We start from the raw sequence: 18,590 nt of genomic DNA on the forward strand, positions 1-18,590 counted from the left end.
GCCCTTACTTAACTACAGGCGATTACGCAGCGCAGAGATTGCATGACAACTAATGCCACATGGGAAAATATATGGTGTCCCCATATTATGTGGTGCCGGTAAATTATAGAATAAACCTAATCCTCTTTTATTTCTTCAGATCAAGAGATAGTCGTGGTCCTGAGCGCCGGGAAGCCACGATAGTGGTCGCGATGGTTGCCGGTGTGGTTGGGTTTGCCAGGCTTGGCCAGCAGGTCGCGCGGTGCGGTGTAGCTGCAGATGGTGCGCTTGGGGCGCTCGTGCCAAGAGATGGTGAAGGCAGCGAGCTTGGCAAAGAAGACCAGCCGACTGTAGGGTAGACAGCTGTGAATCCGCCAGACCAGGGCACGCCAGTTGGCACCTTCGGCATAGCGGTCGGCAAACTGGGGCACGACGGCAAAAACCGCACCCGGCCCCGGTTCTCCAACGTCTTGACCGAGCGAGGCTTGCGCACTCTGCTCACCAAGTCTCGCCAAATGGGCGCAATTCGACAAGAAACGAGCGTGCCGAGCGCGGCTGGTGTGCGGTATGGAAGATCTCCTCAGCCAACTCTTCTGGCTTGGCGAAGACCTCGTCCGGCTTGTCGCCGAAGCGGCGGCGGGCGAACGGCATGTCGATGAGCGCATCGATCACCACATAGGCCACGTGCACGCCTTGCGGCCCCAGCTCGCGGGCCAAACATTCTGCCAGGATGCGCTGCGAGGCCTTGGTCGGTGAGAAGCCAACGAAGCTCGGAATGCCACGTGTCGCGCCGGTATTGCCGGTGACCACGAGCGCGCCAGTGCCGCGCGCGGCCATGGCTGGCGCCAGCTCCTGGGCCGTGACCAGCAGGCCCGTGGTGTTGACGCGAAAATTGCGCTCGAAAACCTCGGTATCGAGCGCGGTGTAATCGGCGAAGGTGGCGAGCGCCGCGTTGTAGACTACCACGTCGGGTTCGCCCTCTTCCGTAACGATATGCCGCAGCGTCTCGCGATAGGTGTCGAGATCGGCAATATCGGCAGGATAGGCGGTGCCACCCTCGACCGCGGTAGCCAGCTCACTTAGGCGTTTGGAATTTCGTGCGAGCATCGACACGCGATACCCCCCCACCGCGAAGCGCTTCGCGCAGGCTAACCCCGTCCCGACACCGACACCGATGACGAGACAGTGTCCCACGGTTACGCCCTTGCAGTCGGCCGTGTTGCCACCCGCTCCCACCAAGCAGCAAGATTTACCTGTTCGTCCGCGATACGCACGTCGCAGACCCCCTTGGCCAACAGCACAGCACATTGCGCAGTGATGTCCGCTACTGTGTAGTCAGCCGTGGCGACGAAATCACGGCCTGCCAACTCCTTGTCTAACCAATCGTAGCGCTCCCGGATCTTATCTCGACAAGCATCGGCCCAGGCGGGAATCTGTTCCATGCGCCCGTCCCACATTTTGTGGCTATGGACAAAGGCGTGCATGGCTGGCAGCAGAATTTCGTGCTCCATGCGCCGGTTCCACATCTCAACTTGCGCCTGCTCTCGCGCATCGCGGCCAAACAACGGCGGCTCGGGATGTTGCAATTCGAGATAGCGGCAGATGGCGACTGACTCGGCAATACAACTGCCGTCATCGAGCTCGAGTACAGGCAGCAGCCCGAGCGAATTTTTCGTTTCCAGAAACTTCGCCGTGCGGTTCTCGCCTTTCATCATGTCGACCATGACGGCGGGAATATCGAGATTTTTCTCGGCCATGAAGATGCGCACGCGCCGTGTGTTGGGTGAGCCGGCAAGATCGTAGAATTTCATTTTCTGAGCCTTCCTATTCACCCTTAAAGACCGGCGCGCGCTTCTCGAGGAAGGCCTTAACGCCCTCATGTCCATCCGCAGTCGTAGTCGAAACGCGCGCCAGAACACGGGTCTCGCGCTCCATCTGCGATTCAAGCGTGTCGTTGGGTGCCGTCTGAAGGAGCTCCTTGACGCCACCGAAGGCCTCGGTTGGACCTGCCGCAAGCTGCTCGGCGAGCGCCGTCACCTCACCCATCAGCTCAGCCGCCGGCACGACCTTGTTGACCAGACCCCAGTCGAGTGCTTCCGCCGCGTCGAGCGTGCGGTTGGTCATGTAAAGCTCGGCCGCGCGGCGCGTGCCGATCAGACGCGTCAGGAAATAGGTCGAGCTGCCGTCGGGGGTGAAGCCAAGTTTAGTGTAGGCGCTAGTGAACTTGGCGTGGTCCGCGGCAATGGCGAGGTCGCAGAAGGCGACAACACTGAGCCCCGCCCCGGCGGCCACGCCGTTGATGGCTGCAACTAGCGGCGCGCGCATCCAGGCGAAGCGCGAGACCGCGGCGTGCAGCACCGTGGTCATCTCCTTGAGGCGCATCTCCAGCTGTTCGGGCTTGACGGCAAAGCCGCCGATATCGCCGCCGGCGCAAAAGGCCTTGTTGCCAGTGCCGGTGAGCACAGCCGCGCGCACCCGCTTGTCTGTGCCACAGCGGTTGGCAACATCCAGCAGCTCCTTGGCCATGGCGGCGTTAAGCGCGTTGTACTGCTCGGGGCGATTGAGGGTAATCCAGGCGATGTTGTCGCGGATATCGAGATCGAGGGCGGTGTAGGTCATGAGGCTTCCGTTTCCTTATTCGCGGCCCCAAAGACGGGCTCCCGCTTTTCGATGAAGGCGCACACCGCCTCCCTGTGGTCGGCGCTGGCCGCAGCCTGTAGCAGCCGCTCGGCCTCGCTGTCGAGCGCGGCGAGAAAATCCTTCTCCGCAACATCGTCGAGATTGTCCTTAATCAGCGCCAGCGCCTGGCGCGGTCCCGCCGCAAGCTGCCTGGCCAACGCGAAGGCCTCGCCCGCCAGCTGGTCGCCCGGCACCACCCGATTGACCAGGCCGATGCGCTCGCACGTCGCCCCATCGATGCGGTCGGCGGTGAACATGAGTTCGCGGGCCCGGCCGTTGCCGACGGCACGGCTCAAGAGCCAGGCGACGCCATAGTCGCCGCTCAGCCCGATGCGGGCATAGCCGGTCGAGACGAAGGCCGTCTCGGCGGCGATGCGAATGTCGCAGGCGAGCGCGATGGCAAGTCCTGCCCCGGCTGCCGGGCCCGGCAGTGCCGCGATGGTGGGCTTGCGCAAAGCGACGAGCGCACCTGTCAGGGTGCGTTGGCGCTGGCGCAGATCGGCGACCTTGGCATCAAAGGAAAGCTCGCTGCCGATGCCGCTCGCGCTCATACCCTTGACGTCGCCGCCAGCACAGAATGCGGTGCCGGTGCCGGTTAGCAGCAGCGCACCGATGGCATCGTCCTCACCACAACGGTGTATCATGCGGCGCAGCGCGGGCGTCAGCTCGTTGGAGAGCGCATTGCGCGCCTCAGGCCGGTTCAAGATAATGGTGGCGACGCCTTCTTGCAGCGTGCACAGCAGCTGCTCAGTCCCAGTCTCGACGGCAATCGACTCGGCCAAGGCCCTCTCCCTCTATAAAAGTTCCGGTTCAGAACCTTTACCGGTCGCGACTATGCGCATGCGCTACCTGGGCCGCAAGTTCGAAATTTGAACTTTTGTTCCCGGCGGCGATGCCGTAATGGTCTCATCCGACCGCAACGCATGTATCGCCGGATCGCCGGCGCGATAAGAAGGAGCGCGGCGATGGATGAGCAGGGCCGACCCTATAGTAGAGTGAATTGCCCGATTGCCGATGCACTCGGCATCATCGGCGACCGCTGGACATTGCTGATCCTGCGCGACGCCGTTGTCGGGGTGACCCGTTTCGAGACGTTTCAGAACCGCCTCGGCGTCTCCCGAAGCGTGCTGACGACGCGGCTAAAGCATTTGATTGATGTTGGGCTACTCGACCGCAAGCCTGTGCGCGATGACGGCCGCAGACAAGAATATGTGCTGACCAAAAAGGGGCAAGCCATGTTGCCTGTCCTCGCCGCCTTGGTCGAATGGGGAGAAACCTGGATGCCGCAGCCTGACGGCCCACGCGCCCGGCTCGTCGACCGCCGGAGCGGCGATCCGGTGTCGCTTCACTTTTGCCGGGATAGTGACAGCGCCACCGTTCCCGCAGCGGCTGTGTGCCTTCGATGACGCTACCACCCGTGCTCGATGGCACATTGCGCATCCCGGTGATCGGTGCGCCATTGTTCATGATCTCCAATCCGAAGCTGGTCATCGCCCAGTGCGCCGCGGGCATCGTCGGCTCGTTCCCGGCACTCAATGCGCGCCCGCCCGAAGCGCTCGATGACTGGCTGGCGGAGATCAAGGAAACGCTGGCGACGCATGACAAAGCGTATCCCGAACAGCCCGCCGCTCCCTTCGCCCTGAACCAGATCGTGCACAAGTCGAACACGCGCCTCGACCATGACATGGAAATGTGTGTCAAGCACAAGGTCCCCATCGTCATCACCTCGCTCGGCGCTCGCCCGGAAGTGTGCGATGCGGTGCATGCATATGGCGGCATAGTGATGCACGACATCATCAACATCCATTTCGCCCACAAGGCAGTAGACAAGGGCGCGGACGGCCTCATTGCTGTCTGTGCCGGCGCGGGCGGACACGCGGGCACGCTGTCACCTTTCGCGCTGATCCAGGAGATTCGCGAATGGTTTGACGGCCCGCTGGCGCTGTCGGGCGCCATCGCGCAGGGCGGAGCGGTGCTTGCCGCCAAGGCCATGGGCGCGGACCTCGCCTATATCGGCTCGGCCTTTGTCGCCACCGAGGAGGCTAACGCCATCAACGCCTACAAGCAGGCGATCGTCGACGGCGTGGCCGACGACATCGTCTACACCAACTTTTTTTCGGGCGTGCGTGGCAACTACCTAGCGCCCTCAATCGCCAATGCGGGACTCGACCCGCACGACCTGCCGGAGGCCGATCCATCGAAGATGGACTTCAGGTCGGGTGGGATTGGGGCGAAGAAGGTCTGGCGCGACATCTGGGGCTCGGGCCAGGGCATCGGCGCCATCAAGGCAGTGATGCCCGCCGCGGCGTTGGTCGATCGCCTGACGGCAGAATACGAGGCCGCCCGCGACAGCCTCGCGGCGCCACTGCACGCGACGGCAAAATAGGAATAGGAGTGACACCGTGGCCCTGACCAGCGCCCAGCTACATTACAGCATTATCAACGACGTCGTTGCCAACGGGCGGGCGCCGCATCTCTCGGTGCTGGCATCACGCTACCACGTGATGCCGGAGGAAATGCAAAAAGGGCTGCGGCAGCTCGCCGATGACCGCGGCGTGGTGCTGCATCCGGACAACGACGAGATCTGGGCAATCCACCCCTTCTCCCTGGCGCCAACCAACTTCACGGTGCGCGCCGGGGCGAAAGTCTGGTGGGGCAACTGTGCTTGGTGCTCGCTCGGCATCGCCGCGCTGATCGGCGGAGAGGTCACAATCAGCAGCACCCTCGGCGGTGAAGGCCAGCCGGTCAGCGTCACGGTAAGGGACGGCACGGTTGAGGATAGCAACCTCGTAGTCCACTTCCCCATTCCTATGCAGCACATCTGGAACAACGTGATCTATAGCTGCAGCACCATGCTATTTTTCGAAAGTGAGACAGAGGTCCGGTCCTGGTGCTTCCGCCACGGCATCGTCATAGGCGACGTGCGGTCAATCGACACCGTGGCGCGCTTCGCGGGCGACTGGTACGGGCGCCATCGCGACAAGGATTGGCAGAAGTGGACGGTTGCCGAGGCGCGTGAGCTGTTCGCACGGCATGGACTATCCGGCCAAATTTGGGAGCTGCCGGATGGGGACGATACGAGATTCTGAGGAGAAGGGAGTGGGACCTTGGCAAACCCCGTTTGTCTGATCGCCGGGGCAGGACCCGGCACCGGTGGCGAATGCGCCAGGCGCTTCGCCAGCGGCGGCTACCGTGTCGCCATGCTGGCGCGCAACAAGGAGCGCCTCGACACGCTTGAGGCAGAGATCCAGGGCTCACGCGGCTATGTCTGTGACGTGTCCGATCTCGACGGCCTGATGGCGACCGCCGAGTGCGTGCGCGATGAGATGGGCGCGCCCGAGGTGGTCGTGCACAACGCCGTCTCGGGCATCCTCGAAGGCGGCGGCGCGGCCAAGTTCCTGGAGGACGACCCCACCCGGCTCGAGCGCAATTTCCGCGTCAACACCACGTCCCTGCTCTACCTTGTCCGCTCTACCGCACCGGCCATGATCGAGGCCGGCAAGGGCGCCATCGTCGTCACCGGCAATACTTCAGCGACCCGCGGCAAGCCAGCTTTCGCCTATTTCGCGCCTACCAAGGCAGCGCAGCGCATTCTCTGCGAATCCATGGCGCGTGACCTTGGGCCCAAGGGCGTGCACGTGGCCTATGTGATGATCGACGCCGCCATCGACACCCCGCGCACACGGCCGATCTTCGCCGCCGATAAGCCGGACGAGGATTTCTGCAAACCGACGGCGATCGCCGAGGAGATCTTCCATGTGGCGCATCAGGATCGCTCTGCTTGGTCCTTCCTGGTCGAGCTGCGGCCCGACCGCGAGACCTGGTAATGGCGCCGGTTTGTCTGATAACCGGCGCCGGAGACGGCACCGGGGCCGCTTGTGCCCGCCGCTTTGCCGCCGGTGGCTATCGCGTTGCCATGCTGGCCCGCACGGAAGAGCGCCTACGCAAGCTTGAAGGCGAGATCGAGGGTAGCAGCGGCTATTTCTGCGATGTCAGCGATCTCGAGCATTTCACAGCTACGATGGCGCAGGTGCGCGAGGAGATGGGGGCGCCAAGCACCGCCATTCACAATGCAGTGACGGCGTCTTTCGGCACTGTGCTGGAAGCCGATCCCAAAACCTTCGAGCATATCTTCCGCGTCAACACCACTGCGCTCATGGTGCTCGCGCAAGGTGTGGCCCCAGCCATGGTAAAAGCGGGCAAGGGCGCCATCATCGTTACCGGCAACACCTCGGCCTGGCGCGGTAAGCCTCGCTATTCGATGTTCGCACCGACCAAAGCGGCCCAACGCATCCTCGCCCAGTCGATGGCGCGCGATCTCGGGCCCAAGGGCGTGCATGTCGCCTATGTCACCATCGACGCCGCCATCGACACGCCCTGGACGCGGCCGCGCTTGCGGCCTGACGAGCCCGACGATTTTTTTTGTAAACCCAAGGATATTGCGGACGAGATCTTCCATATCGCACATCAGGCGACATCGGCCTGGTCATTCGATGTCGAGATCCGGCCCTTCCATGAAACGTGGTGATGCCATGAAGCTCTACGATTTCAGCCTTGCCCCGAACTCGCGCAGAGTGCGTGTCTTTCTGGCCGAAAAGGGCATCGACACGCCCTTGGTCAGCGTGAATACGCGCGAAAATGAGCATTTTAGTGCCTGGTTTCGGGAGAAAAATTCCGCTTGCACCGTGCTCGAGCTCGACGACGGCACCTGCATCAGCGAATCTGTCGCCATCTGCCGCTATTTCGAGGAAATCCAGCCCGAGCCAGCCTTGTTCGGCACAGGCGCCAAGGAACGCGCGCTGGTGGAGATGTGGAACCGCCGCGCCGAGCTTGAGGGGCAGCAAGCAGTAGCCCAAATAATTCGCAATTCGGCGCCCATGTTCAAGGACCGCGCGCTGGCTGGCGTGCGCGGCGTACCGCAGATTCCAGCGCTGATCGAACGCGGCAAAGCAAGCCTCTGCCGCTTTTTCGAGACCATAGACCAGCGCCTCGGCGAGACGCGCTATCTCGCCGGCGAGAGTTTCAGCATCGCCGACATTACCGCTTTCGTCGCCATCGGCTTTGCCGGGCGTGTCGAGATCGGCGTTCCCAACTCATGCGCCAATGCGAATCGCTGGTTCGCGGATGTCAGCGCCCGACTAAGCGCGGAGGCCTGAGCTATGGCAGCGACCATTGAGTTCTTTTTCGATTTTGGCAGCCCGACGGCGTATATGGCGTACACCCAGCTTCCGAGCATCGCCGAGCGCACGGGCGCGTCACTGGTCTACCGGCCTGTGCTGCTCGGCGGCGTCTTCAAGGCCACCGGCAACGCCTCGCCCGCCACGGTGTCGGCCAAGGGCGCCTATATGGGCCGCGACCTCGCCCGCAGTGCCGCTAAACTCGGCGTCGACTATGCTCCCAATCCACATTTTCCGGTCAATACCCTGGCGATCATGCGCGGCGCCATCGCAGCCCAACACGAAGGCGAGTTCCAGCCCTACCTCAATGCCATGTACCGCGCCATGTGGACCGAGGAGCGCAATATGCAGGAGTTCGAGGAGATTGCTGCTGTGCTAGGCACAATCGGGCTCGATCCAGCCCGCTACGGCACTCTAGTACAGGAGCAGGTGATTAAGGATGAACTCAAGGCCAACACCGAGGAAGCCGTCTCGCGCGGTGTTTTCGGCGCGCCGACGATGTTCGTAGGCTCAGAGATGTTCTTCGGCCACGATCGGCTCGCCTGGGTAGAGGAACTGGCCGGCGCTGGCGATATCCCGCCCACGTGGACCGCTTAGGGTCGCATGGCGAAGCTGGCGCGCCCTGGTTCACGCAAAGGTGCCACGAGGTTGGCAAACTCGCAAAGTAGTGGGCGGGTGTCGCGGGGGTCGATGATCTCCTCGACGCCGTAGCGCTCGGCGGTGCGAAAGGGCGAGCGCACCGCTTCCAGGCGCTCGAGAATCTCCGCCTGCATCTTCTGCGGGTCATCGGCCTTTTCCAGGTCCGCCTTCCAAGCCGCTTCAATGCCACCCTCGACGGGTAGCGAGCCCCAGTCCCCGGATGGCCAAGCGTAGCGGTAGTGGAAGCGGCTCTGGTTGGCATGGCCTGCACCCGCCACCCCGAAGGCCTTGCGCATGACGACCGAACACCAGGGCACACGTGCCTGGTAAATTGCAGCGAGCGCACGGGTGCCGTGGCGAATGGTTGCGGCCTTCTCGTGGGCAACGCCGATGGCGAAGCCGGGGCAGTCGACCAGATGCACCACGGGCAGGTGGAAGGTCTCGGCAAGATCGACGAAACGGGTCACCTTGAGTGCTGCATCCGCAGTCCAGCCACCGGCAAAGACATAAGGATCGCCGGCCAGCAACGCCACCGGCCAGCCGTCGAGGCGCGCCAGCCCGGTAATCGCCGAGCGGCCGAAGCGGGCGCCCATCTCGAGAAAGCTGCCTGCGTCCACGACGGCCTCGATGACGGGGCGCATTTTGTATATCTTGCGCCGGTCGCGCGGCACCACGTCGATGAGGAAGTCCTCGCGGCGCTCCGTCGGATCATGGCTCGGCCCACGCGACGGCACGTCCCAGATCGAGGATGGCAGGTAGGATAGGAAGCGACGGGTACGCGCGAAGGCCTCGTCCTCACTGTCGACCGCATCATCGACCGCACCATTGGTGGTGTGGATGTCTGAGCCGCCCAGCCCTTCCTTGTCAACTTGCGCACCTAGCCGGTTGACCACCGGCGGACCGGCCACGAACATCTGCGACTGGCCCTTGACCATGAGCGAATAGTGGCTGGCCGCGACGCGCGCCGCTCCGAGCCCCGCCACAGGCCCGAGCGCCAGCGCTACCACCGGAACCGTCGCCATGTTCTCGACCACCCACTCCCAGGCGGGGTTGGCTGGCAGATAGGTGTGGCCCTCGGTCTCGACAGTGCGGACCGAGCCGCCCCCGCCGGTCCCCTCGACCAAGCGCACGATGGGCATGCGCAGCTCGTTCGCCATCTGTTCAGCAGCAATCTGTTTGGCACGAATACCAGCATCAGCCGCACCGCCACGAATCGTGAAATCATCCGCCGAGACAGTAACCGGCTGGGACTCTATGCGACCGCGGCCCATGACTACGTTGGAGGCGCGGAAGCTTTTCAGGCTACCGTCATCGCCATAGTCGGCAACGCCGGCGATGGCGCCGATCTCGTGAAAGCTTCCGGGGTCCAACAACCGTTCGATGCGCTCGCGCACCGTCAGACGACCGTTATCGTGCTGGCGCTTTATCTTCTCCGGCCCGCCCATTTCGCGAGCCATAGCCTCGCGGCGCCTGAGTTCTTCGATCTCGGGGCGCCAGCCCTTGGCGCTTCGCTCCACCTCGTCGTCCATGAAATTCCTCACATTTGTCTGATGCGCCCGATCCAAGCGCAATCGACGCGCCACCGCAAGGCGCCAGCACTCATGCCCATTGACCGCACAGCACGGAGCATGAAAAACTGCCGAATCTGGCCGACTGCAGCTGTGCAGCATGCCGTATGAATAGGGTAAAGGGGGGTCTACCCATGGAAGCCAAGGTCATCTGGCTTTTCGTCTTCGTACTGCTCTACTGGTCGTATTGTATCTTCTGGGGTGTCAAGGGCGCCCTGACAGCACGCACCGCCAGCGATTATTTCATCGCCGGGCGCGGCATATCGATCTGGGTTTTCGTGCTGGCGGCCACCGCCACATCATTCTCGGGCTGGACCTTCATGGGCCACCCCGGTCTAATCTATCGTGACGGCCTCCCATACGCCTACGCCTCGTTCTACGCCATCACCATCCCCTTTACTGGGGTAATGTTCCTTAAGCGACAATGGATGATCGGCAAGCGCTTCGGCTTCGTCACGCCAGGCGAGATGCTGTCGGACTACTTCCGCTCCGACTCAATCCGACTCCTAGTGGTGATCGTGGCGCTGGTCTTCTCGGTGCCCTATCTCGGCGTGCAGCTACGCGCTTCCGGCTTCCTCTTCAACGTGCTGACCGACGGCATGCTCGATGTCAATGTCGGCATGTGGCTGCTGTCCGCGGTGGTGATAATCTACGTCGCCTCGGGCGGGCTGCGTGCAGTGGCCTATGTGGACACCGTACAGTGCGTCCTGCTGGCGGGCGGCATTATCGCCATTGGCATCATCACGCTGAACAGTGTCGGCGGCATGGGCAACCTGATCGAGGGCATTGCCGCGCTGACGACGATAGACGAGAAGCTAACACCGGCAGGCTATAGCCATTACATCGCCATTCCCGGCGTGATCCAGTTCGTCGATGCGGGTGCCAAAGCGACCGGCGGCGCCTGGACCGGCATCATGGTGCTCACCTATATGTTCGCGCTGATGGGCATCCAGTCGGCACCGGCCTTCACCATGTGGGCGTTTTCGAACAAGAGCCCGAAGCCGTTCGCGCCACAACAGGTCTGGGCCTCGTCCTTCGCGATCGGCCTGATCCTGTTCTTCTTCACCGCCATCCAGGGCATGGGCTCGCATTTGCTCGGTGCCGATACGGCACTGCTCGCCGCCCATCCTGAGGTGGTGAACAATGTTATGGGCGGCGGTCTCGGCGGCAAGGATCTGATGGAGGCGACCGGCAAGCAAGGCATGCTAGTGCCCCAGCTGATTAACCTGATGGCTGACACAGCACCCTGGCTGGTTGGCCTGCTCTCGGTTTGTGCGCTGGCCGCCATGCAGTCGACGGGTGCGGCCTATATGTCGACGGCAGGCGGCATGCTGACCCGTGATCTGCTCAAGCACTACCTGATACCAGATGCCAGCCACGCCCAACAGAAGCTGGCCGGCCGTATTGGTGTGGTGATCATCGTGCTGGCAGCGCTCTTCGTGGCCACGGTATCGTCGGACGCGCTGGTTCTGCTCGGCGGTCTTGCGGTTGCTTACGGCTTCCAGATGTGGCCCTCGCTGATCGCCATTTGCTGGTGGCCCTATCTCACCCGCGCCGGCGTGACCTTAGGCCTGGTCGCCGGGCTCATTGCGGTGACGCTGACCGAATCGATCGGCCAGAAGCTGGGCATCACCGGCTGGGGTCGTTGGCCGCTGACCATCCATTCGGCGGGCTGGGGCATTCTATTCAACCTCGGCACGGCTATCATCGTCTCGCGCTTCACCCAGAATGCTGATGATCTCGCACACAAGATGGTCTTCCACAACTTCCTGCGTGAGCATGCCGGCCTGCCCGAAAGCAAGCGGCATCTGATCCCGCGGGCCTGGGCGATCACCCTGGTCTGGTTCATGTTTGGCATCGGGCCAGGCGCTGTAATCGGCAACACCATTTTTGGCTCACCCGTCGATGCCACCACCTGGATGTTCGGCATTCCGTCGATCTGGGCCTGGCAGATTCTGTGGTGGGGCCTGGGAGTGTTCATGATGTGGTTCCTGGCCTACAAGATGGAGTTGTCGACGGTGCCGCTGCGCGATGTCGAGGCGCTACAAGAGGATATCGGCGACATCCGGCTCGCCCCAGACAAGCCTTAAGGCGCACGCGTCGCGAGGGTCGGGCGATGAGCCAGAGCGGCTATCTCGCCTGGAGTCTGGCGCTCGCCGCAGTGCTGTGGTGGCCTGTCGGGCGCATCGTCTGGGTGATGGCGGTGCGCCGACTTGAACGGAAGCTGGACCGCGAGCTCGACGTGGCGGAGGTCACGGCGCAGCGGCGTCGTGCCTGGCTGCTTGCCTTGCCGCTCTGCCTGGTCTTTGCAGGCCTATTCAATTTGCGCCTGCTTGAAGGATGAGCACCGTGGCCTGGAAGCGCCTGGCAGTCTGCCTCGGCCTGGCGACGGCGGCGTGGTTTCTCTACGACATGCTTATCGCTGGCCGCAACCCGGCGCTCGATGCTCAGTCGGCAGCCGACAGATTGTTTGAGGACGGCGCCTACGAGCGCGCCCTGACGCTGTACCGCGAGCGCAACACCATCGAGCCCAGCAACGCCTTTGCACTACGCGGCATCGCCCTTAGCCTGATGCAGCTTAGCCACCACAACGAAGCGCTCGGCGCCTTCGCTGCCGCCATCGACGCCGATCCCGACGATGCCAACGCCTTCGCCAACCGTGGCATCCTGCACGACCGCATGGGCAACTATGCGCGAGCCATGGTCGACTATCGCCAGGCGCTCAGCCTTGATGCCGAGATTGCCGACGGCCCGGGCTGGCTCACGCGCTTCCTGCGCAACCAACCCGACCGACCGCCCTCGATCGCCGACCGCCTGGCCTATCTCGAAGCCGAGTTCGACAAGCCCGAGGCCGAACGCGTGCTACGCTCGCCCGAGATAGACGCCGAGCAACGGCCGTATCAGCAGTGAGAGGGTGGCCCGCAGAGCCGTGACAGCTTACCTCAATCTGCGAAGGGGTCGCTCATGAGGATAGTGTCGTCGCGTTCGGGGCTGGTTGAGAGGAGGGTGACGGGGGCGCCGATGAGCTCTTCGATGCGGCGGACGTATTTCACTGCTGTGGCCGGTAGCGCCGCCCAACTACGGGCGCCCTGGGTGCTTTCGTGCCAGCCTTCGAAGCTCTCGTAGACCGGCTCCACGGAGGCTTGTAGGCGTGGACTTGCGGGCAGGTGGTCAATCATCTTGCCATCGATGCGATAGCCGATGCACACCTTCAGCTCGTCAAAGCCGTCGAGTACGTCAAGCTTAGTCAGGGCAATGCCGCCGATGCCGCCAAGACGGATAGCCTGGCGCACCAACACCGCGTCGAACCAGCCACAGCGCCGCGCCCGGCCCGTCACAGTACCGAACTCGTGACCGCGCTCGCCGAGGCTGCCACCGATCTCGTTATCCTGTTCGGTTGGGAAAGGCCCTTCGCCGACGCGCGTGGTGTAGGCCTTGGTGATGCCGAGCACAGTGTCGATACTGCCCGGGCCGATGCCGGAGCCGACCGCCGCTGCCCCCGCCAAAGTGTTCGACGAGGTGACAAAGGGATAGGTCCCATGATCGATGTCGAGCATAGCTCCCTGGGCGCCCTCGAAAAGGATGCGCTTACCCTCGCGCCGTGCCTTGTCAAGCTCAATGCCGACGGTGGTCGCAAAGGGTAGAACGCGCTCCGCGACTTCGCGTAGATCGGCGTGTAAACGATCCTTATCGACAGGATGGAGACCCATGCCCTGACGCAATACGTTGTGATGCAAAAGTGAGGCATCAATACGCTCGGCAAGCAGATCCGCATCTGCCAGGTCACAGATTCGGATGGCACGGCGAGCTATCTTGTCCTCGTAGGCCGGGCCGATACCACGACCCGTGGTACCGATCTTGGCAGCGCCGCACAGCACCTCGCGCTGACGATCGAGCTCGCCATGCAGCGGCAGAATCAAACAAGCATTCTCAGCAATACGCAGGCTATCTGGCGTTGCCGTCACGCCCTGACCGGCGAGACGGTCCATCTCCTCCAGCAGAGCCCAGGGATCAATGACCACCCCATTACCAATCAACGAGGTCTTGCCGGGCCGCACAATACCCGACGGCAGCAGGCTCAGCTTGTAGGTAACACCGTCGATGACCAGCGTATGGCCGGCATTATGCCCGCCCTGAAACCGCACCACGAAATCGGCACGCTCGGACAGCCAATCGACGATCTTGCCCTTGCCTTCGTCGCCCCATTGCGACCCGACCACGACCACATTGGCCATATCCTGCTCCTCAGTCGTCCCCGGCCAGTAGCCTAATGGCGCCGTCTTGCCAGATGTGCGTGCACGCGAGACGCTGGGCCTCCGCCGCATCACCGTTGTCAGAGGCAACCAGGCCTTTGACGGTCTGCCAGCCATCGGCACGCGCCGCGGCTGCAACCTCGGCCGGCGCCTCGTACGGCACGAAGAGCCGGTCGGGCACAGCGGGCTTTGGTGCTGCACCGAGCAGGGCGTCACCGAGCAAGGTGAAACCGGTGGCGGGCTCGCCACCCGCCGTGATATAGCGCCCGCCGAATCCGAGCTCGGTGCGCGCACCGAGCGCATAGAGAGTGAACGAGATGCCGCTGTGATATTCGAAGCCGCGGCGCTCTAGCGGATCGACGGTGAGGGTCAGATCGGGCGCCGACGCGCGCACCAGTTCGACTACCTCGCGTAGGCGCTCGACCAGACGCGCCGGCACCTCAGACAGGCCGTCCGCAGCACAATCCACGGAGAGCAGCCGCCCGAAGACGCGGGCCACCTCGCCTTTGGCGCCGTTCTCAGCGGCCTCGGCCAGGGCGGCAGCGTCCTTGCGGTCGATGGCAGCAAGCACACGCGCACGCGTCTCGTCGTCGAGAGTGAAGGCATCGCAAATCGCGTCTGCGAGGTCGGGAACGTTGATGTCAACGCTGAGGCCTTCGATACCGATCTCCGCCAGCGCCTCGGCCGCGAGCAGGATGACCTCGGCGTCGGCGGTGCCAGCGCGGGCGGGGCCAATAAGCTCGACACCGATCTGGCGGAACTGACGGTCCTCACGCAGTTGCCCGCCGCGCACCCGCAACACCTCGCCTACATAACAAAGCCGCAAGGGTCTCGGCTCTGCGGAAAGCCGTGTCGCGGCGATACGCGCGATCTGCGGCGTGATGTCGGCACGCAGGCCCATCATGCGCTGCGAGACCGGATCCATAATGCGAAACGTCTGCTCCGCTACCGCGGCGCCGACGCCGTCGAGCAGCCCAGTCTCAAACTCAACAAGCGGCGGCTTGACACGCTGATAGCCGAAGCGCACGAAGCGGTCGAGCAGGGCCCGGCTCAAGCCGTCCTCTTGGTCTGCGAGCGGCGGCAGCAGGTCCTGCAGGCCCGCCGGCAAGAGCGCTTTCTGGCGTGGATCAGTCATAGCGCCGAGAATCTACCTTACTCGCGCCGGGAAGTCAGAATTTCAATGACTTGGCCTGAACCACGCCGTCGAGCGCGCGCAGCGCTGCGAGCAAGTCCGTTGGCACTTCCTGGTCGATCTCGACCAGGGCCATGGCCTCACCGCCTGCCTCACTACGGCCGAGGTGGAAGGTGGCGATATTGATGCCGGCATCGCCCAGCATTTTGGCAAAGGCGCCGACCATACCCGGTTGGTCGCGGTTCTTGATGTAAAGCATGTTCGTGCCGATACCGGCGTCCATGGCAATGCCCTCGATCTCAGTGATGCGCGGACGCTCGCCGAGTAACGTGCCCGAGATGCTGCGCGTGCGCCGCTCGGTAGTCACAGTCAGGCTTACCAGGGTATGATAGTCGCAACGGCCGTCGAAAAGGATCTCGCGCACGTTGATCTCGCGCTCCTTGGCCATGAGCGGCGCGTTGACCATGTTAACGCCTTCGAGCTGCGGCGCCAGCAGGCCCTGCAGCACGACGGCGGTTACCGGCCGGCAGTTGAGGGTCGTCGCATGGCCTTCGAACTGGAGCGACACCGACGTGATACCGCTCTCGGTGATCTGCCCAGCGAACCCTCCGAGCTGACGCGCAAGCACCATATAGGGCTCGAGCTTTGGCGCCTCCTCAGCTGTCACCGAGGGCATGTTCAGCGCGTTGGTCACAGCGCCGTCGAGCAAGTAGTCGGCCATCTGCTCAGCAACCTGCACCGCGACCTTCTCTTGCGCTTCGCTGGTCGAGGCGCCGAGATGGGGTGTAGCGATGACCTGCTCGAAGGCAAACAGCGGGCTCTCGCCGACAGGCTCAGTCTCAAACACGTCGAGCGCGGCGCCGGCAACATGACCGGTTTCGATCGCCGCCGCCAGATCCGCCTCGTTGACCAAGCCGCCGCGGGCGCAATTGACGATACGCACACCCTTCCGTGTCTTGGCCAGGGCAGCTGCGTCGAGAATATTGCGCGTACTATCGCTAAGCGGCGTATGCAGGCTGATGATATCGGCCCGTGCCAGCAGCGCGTCGAACTCCACTTTCTCCAGTGCCAACTCCGCCGCTCGCTCACCAGACATGTAGGGGTCGTAGGCGATGACGCGCATCTTCAGACCCTGCGCTCGATCGGCCACGATAGAGCCGATATTACCGCAGCCGATCAGGCCGAGCGTCTTTCCGGCTAGCTCGACACCCATGAAGCGCGACTTCTCCCATTTACCTGAGCGCGTCGAGGCGTCAGCCTGGGGAATGCGCCGCGCCAGTGCCATCATCATGGCGACGGCGTGCTCGGCCGTGGTCACCGAATTTCCGAAGGGCGTGTTCATGACGACAACGCCGTTGGCGGTGGCCGCGGGCACGTCAACATTATCAACGCCGATGCCAGCCCGCCCGACCACACGCAGTTGCTTCGCCGCTGCCAACACCTCGGCCGCGACCTTAGTGGCCGAGCGGATGGCTAGCCCATCACAATCCACGATGCGCTCAAGCAGCGTTTCCGCATCGAGGCCGGGGGCCTCATCGACTTCGATGCCGCGGTTGCGAAAGACCTCCGCCGCGAGCGGACTAAGCTTGTCAGATATTAGGACTTTTGGCATGGCGCTTGGTCTTACTCCAGCGTGATTAGGCGGCCGCACAGGCCTCGGCGAAAGCCCAGTCGAGCCATGGCAGCAGGGCATCGATGTCGTCGGTTTCGATGGTAGCACCGGCCCAGATACGCAAACCCGGCGGGGCGTCGCGATAGGCGGCGATATCGAAGGCGACGCCTTCGCGCGCCAACACCGCGGCGATACTCTTGGCAAAAGCGCGCTGGGCCGTCTCGTCGAGCCCAGAGAACCAGGGATCAACAATCTTGAGACAGACCGAGGTAGGCGAGCGCACAGCCGGGTCGGCAGCGAGGAATTCGACCCAGTCTGTCTTTGCTACCCAAGCCGCAATGCGCGCGAGATTTTTCTCGCTGCGCGCCACCAGTACCACGCTACCGCCAAGAGACTTAGCCCAGCGTAGGGCATCGAGCACATCCTCAACGCAGAGCATAGACGGCGTGTTGATGGTCTCGCCCTTGAAGATCCCCTCCATCAGTTTGCCGCCTTTGGTGAGGCGGAAGATCTTCGGCAGCGGCCAGGCCGGTGTGTAGGTCTGCAAGCGCACCACCGCCCGGGGGCTGAGCGCCAGCATGCCGTGCTGGCCTTCACCACCGAGTACCTTCTGCCACGACCAGGTCACCACGTCGAGCTTGTCCCAAGGCAGATCCATGGCGAAGACGGCGGACGTGGCATCGCACAACACCAGGCCCTCGCGGTCGTCAGATATCCAGTCACCGTTGGGCACGCGTACACCGGAGGTAGTACCGTTCCAGGTGAAGACTACATCGCGCTCTGGCAAAACCTGTGACAGGTCCGGTAGGGTGCCATAATCGGCCTCAAGCTTGCGGACGTCATCTAGCTTTAATTGCGAGACGATATCGCCGACCCAGCCCTTTCCAAAGCTCTCCCAGGCCAGCACGTCGACGCCGCGCGCGCCAAGCAGCGACCACATGGCCATCTCAAAGGCGCCGGTATCCGACGCTGGCACGATGCCGAGGCGCCAATCGGCTGGCAGCCCGAGAAGCTCGCGGCTCAGGTCGATCACCTCGACGAGACGCGCCCTAGCGTCGCTGGCCCTGTGCGAGCGGCCGACCAAGGCATCTTCGAGCGCCCGAAGCGACCATCCCGGGCGCTTGGCGCAGGGCCCCGAGGAGAAGCGGGGCATGGCCGACTTGCGGCCCGGTTTATCTGTCATGGAAGTCGATCTTGTGTGCGGTGCAACAAAGGGCGCGGAGCATAGGCGTCCGCGGACTTTGCGTCAACAACACAAGGCGGCATGTCCACCCGCGAGACGAGCAACTTACGATCGTTCACGACCAGTTATCCGAGGCGTTTGTTGCATGCGTGATAGCATTTTTTCGGTTTCACAACGAGAGCAATCGGGAGGGAGAAACGATCGCGAATATCGTTAGCAGAATGGACCTCGACAAGCTCAAGGTGTTCCGTTCGACGCTTGGTGAACCCCCGGTGATCCAGGGACGTGAGGCCCACGGCATCTGGGCAGTCCATTCCGGACGCAGTACCATTCATATTGGATCTTACGAGCAGGGCGACGATAGCAAT

The 18,590-nt window shown here is 63.1% G+C and carries 20 protein-coding genes; 10 read left to right on the forward strand and 10 right to left on the reverse strand.

What is annotated here, in order from left to right:
* Positions 1–140 precede the first annotated feature (140 nt).
* The 5 genes from QF629_08735 to QF629_08755 are packed head-to-tail and all read right to left on the reverse strand — an operon-like array spanning position 141 to position 3,440.
* On the reverse strand, positions 141–494 hold the full coding sequence (locus QF629_08735) for a hypothetical protein (protein MDP6013614.1): 354 nt from the start codon (positions 492–494) through the stop codon (positions 141–143).
* Positions 478–1,173 (reverse strand): SDR family NAD(P)-dependent oxidoreductase, encoded by a 696-nt coding sequence (locus tag QF629_08740; protein ID MDP6013615.1) that lies wholly within the window; start codon positions 1,171–1,173, stop codon positions 478–480. The genes QF629_08735 and QF629_08740 overlap by 17 nt, the downstream gene beginning before the upstream one ends.
* 2 nt (positions 1,174–1,175) lie before the next feature.
* On the reverse strand, positions 1,176–1,790 hold the full coding sequence (locus QF629_08745; protein ID MDP6013616.1) for a glutathione S-transferase family protein: 615 nt from the start codon (positions 1,788–1,790) through the stop codon (positions 1,176–1,178).
* 13 nt (positions 1,791–1,803) lie between these two features.
* Positions 1,804–2,598, reverse strand: coding sequence for an enoyl-CoA hydratase-related protein (locus QF629_08750; GenBank protein ID MDP6013617.1), 795 nt, complete (start codon positions 2,596–2,598; stop codon positions 1,804–1,806).
* Complete coding sequence (locus tag QF629_08755; GenBank protein MDP6013618.1) at positions 2,595–3,440, reverse strand: enoyl-CoA hydratase-related protein; 846 nt, start codon at positions 3,438–3,440, stop codon at positions 2,595–2,597. The genes QF629_08750 and QF629_08755 overlap by 4 nt, the downstream gene beginning before the upstream one ends.
* Positions 3,441–3,623: 183 nt before the next feature.
* On the opposite strand from QF629_08755, the gene QF629_08760 reads away from it, so the two are divergent.
* The 7 genes from QF629_08760 to QF629_08790 are packed head-to-tail and all read left to right on the forward strand — an operon-like array spanning position 3,624 to position 8,432.
* Positions 3,624–4,064 (forward strand): helix-turn-helix domain-containing protein, encoded by a 441-nt coding sequence (locus QF629_08760; GenBank protein MDP6013619.1) that lies wholly within the window; start codon positions 3,624–3,626, stop codon positions 4,062–4,064.
* Positions 4,061–5,044, forward strand: a complete 984-nt coding sequence (locus QF629_08765; GenBank protein ID MDP6013620.1) for a nitronate monooxygenase family protein — start codon at positions 4,061–4,063, stop codon at positions 5,042–5,044. Before QF629_08760 ends, QF629_08765 begins: the two co-directional genes overlap by 4 nt.
* A 16-nt stretch (positions 5,045–5,060) precedes the next feature.
* On the forward strand, positions 5,061–5,747 hold the full coding sequence (locus QF629_08770) for an alkylmercury lyase family protein (GenBank protein MDP6013621.1): 687 nt from the start codon (positions 5,061–5,063) through the stop codon (positions 5,745–5,747).
* Between the two features lie 18 nt (positions 5,748–5,765).
* On the forward strand, positions 5,766–6,485 hold the full coding sequence (locus QF629_08775) for an SDR family NAD(P)-dependent oxidoreductase (GenBank protein ID MDP6013622.1): 720 nt from the start codon (positions 5,766–5,768) through the stop codon (positions 6,483–6,485).
* Positions 6,485–7,186 carry an SDR family NAD(P)-dependent oxidoreductase gene (locus QF629_08780; protein MDP6013623.1) on the forward strand — a complete coding sequence of 234 codons (702 nt, stop codon included), beginning with the start codon at positions 6,485–6,487 and terminating at the stop codon, positions 7,184–7,186. Before QF629_08775 ends, QF629_08780 begins: the two co-directional genes overlap by 1 nt.
* The gene (locus QF629_08785) at positions 7,173–7,814 is read left to right on the forward strand and encodes a glutathione S-transferase family protein (protein MDP6013624.1); all 642 of its coding nucleotides are present in this window, start codon (positions 7,173–7,175) and stop codon (positions 7,812–7,814) included. The genes QF629_08780 and QF629_08785 overlap by 14 nt, the downstream gene beginning before the upstream one ends.
* Before the next feature lie 3 nt (positions 7,815–7,817).
* The gene (locus tag QF629_08790; GenBank protein ID MDP6013625.1) at positions 7,818–8,432 is read left to right on the forward strand and encodes a 2-hydroxychromene-2-carboxylate isomerase; all 615 of its coding nucleotides are present in this window, start codon (positions 7,818–7,820) and stop codon (positions 8,430–8,432) included.
* Here the strand turns inward: QF629_08790 and QF629_08795 are convergent.
* The gene (locus tag QF629_08795; GenBank protein MDP6013626.1) at positions 8,429–10,003 is read right to left on the reverse strand and encodes a carboxyl transferase domain-containing protein; all 1,575 of its coding nucleotides are present in this window, start codon (positions 10,001–10,003) and stop codon (positions 8,429–8,431) included. The two genes, QF629_08790 and QF629_08795, sit on opposite strands and share 4 nt — an antisense overlap.
* A gap of 173 nt (positions 10,004–10,176) precedes the next feature.
* Between QF629_08795 and QF629_08800 the strand changes: the two genes are divergently transcribed.
* From QF629_08800 to QF629_08810, 3 genes are read left to right on the forward strand one after another with little or no spacing between them, the layout of a single operon-like run.
* Entirely contained in the window at positions 10,177–12,132 is a 1,956-nt protein-coding gene (locus QF629_08800) for a sodium:solute symporter (GenBank protein ID MDP6013627.1), read from the forward strand.
* Between the two features lie 26 nt (positions 12,133–12,158).
* Complete coding sequence (locus tag QF629_08805; protein MDP6013628.1) at positions 12,159–12,386, forward strand: hypothetical protein; 228 nt, start codon at positions 12,159–12,161, stop codon at positions 12,384–12,386.
* Between the two features lie 5 nt (positions 12,387–12,391).
* The gene (locus tag QF629_08810; protein MDP6013629.1) at positions 12,392–12,952 is read left to right on the forward strand and encodes a tetratricopeptide repeat protein; all 561 of its coding nucleotides are present in this window, start codon (positions 12,392–12,394) and stop codon (positions 12,950–12,952) included.
* 32 nt (positions 12,953–12,984) lie between these two features.
* On the opposite strand, the gene QF629_08815 is transcribed toward QF629_08810, so the two are convergent.
* From QF629_08815 to QF629_08830, 4 genes are read right to left on the reverse strand one after another with little or no spacing between them, the layout of a single operon-like run.
* Complete coding sequence (locus QF629_08815; GenBank protein ID MDP6013630.1) at positions 12,985–14,277, reverse strand: adenylosuccinate synthase; 1,293 nt, start codon at positions 14,275–14,277, stop codon at positions 12,985–12,987.
* Positions 14,278–14,287: 10 nt separating this feature from the next.
* Positions 14,288–15,430, reverse strand: coding sequence for an ATP phosphoribosyltransferase regulatory subunit (locus tag QF629_08820; GenBank protein ID MDP6013631.1), 1,143 nt, complete (start codon positions 15,428–15,430; stop codon positions 14,288–14,290).
* A 34-nt stretch (positions 15,431–15,464) separates the two neighbouring features.
* Positions 15,465–17,039 (reverse strand): phosphoglycerate dehydrogenase, encoded by a 1,575-nt coding sequence (serA, locus tag QF629_08825; protein MDP6013632.1) that lies wholly within the window; start codon positions 17,037–17,039, stop codon positions 15,465–15,467.
* A 25-nt stretch (positions 17,040–17,064) separates the two neighbouring features.
* Positions 17,065–18,222: a phosphoserine transaminase gene (locus QF629_08830; protein ID MDP6013633.1), complete on the reverse strand. Its 1,158-nt coding sequence runs from the start codon at positions 18,220–18,222 to the stop codon at positions 17,065–17,067.
* Positions 18,223–18,590: the final 368 nt, after the last annotated feature.

The sequence above is a fragment of the Alphaproteobacteria bacterium genome (assembly GCA_030739735.1).
Taxonomy (GTDB): domain Bacteria; phylum Pseudomonadota; class Alphaproteobacteria; order UBA7887; family UBA7887; genus UBA7887.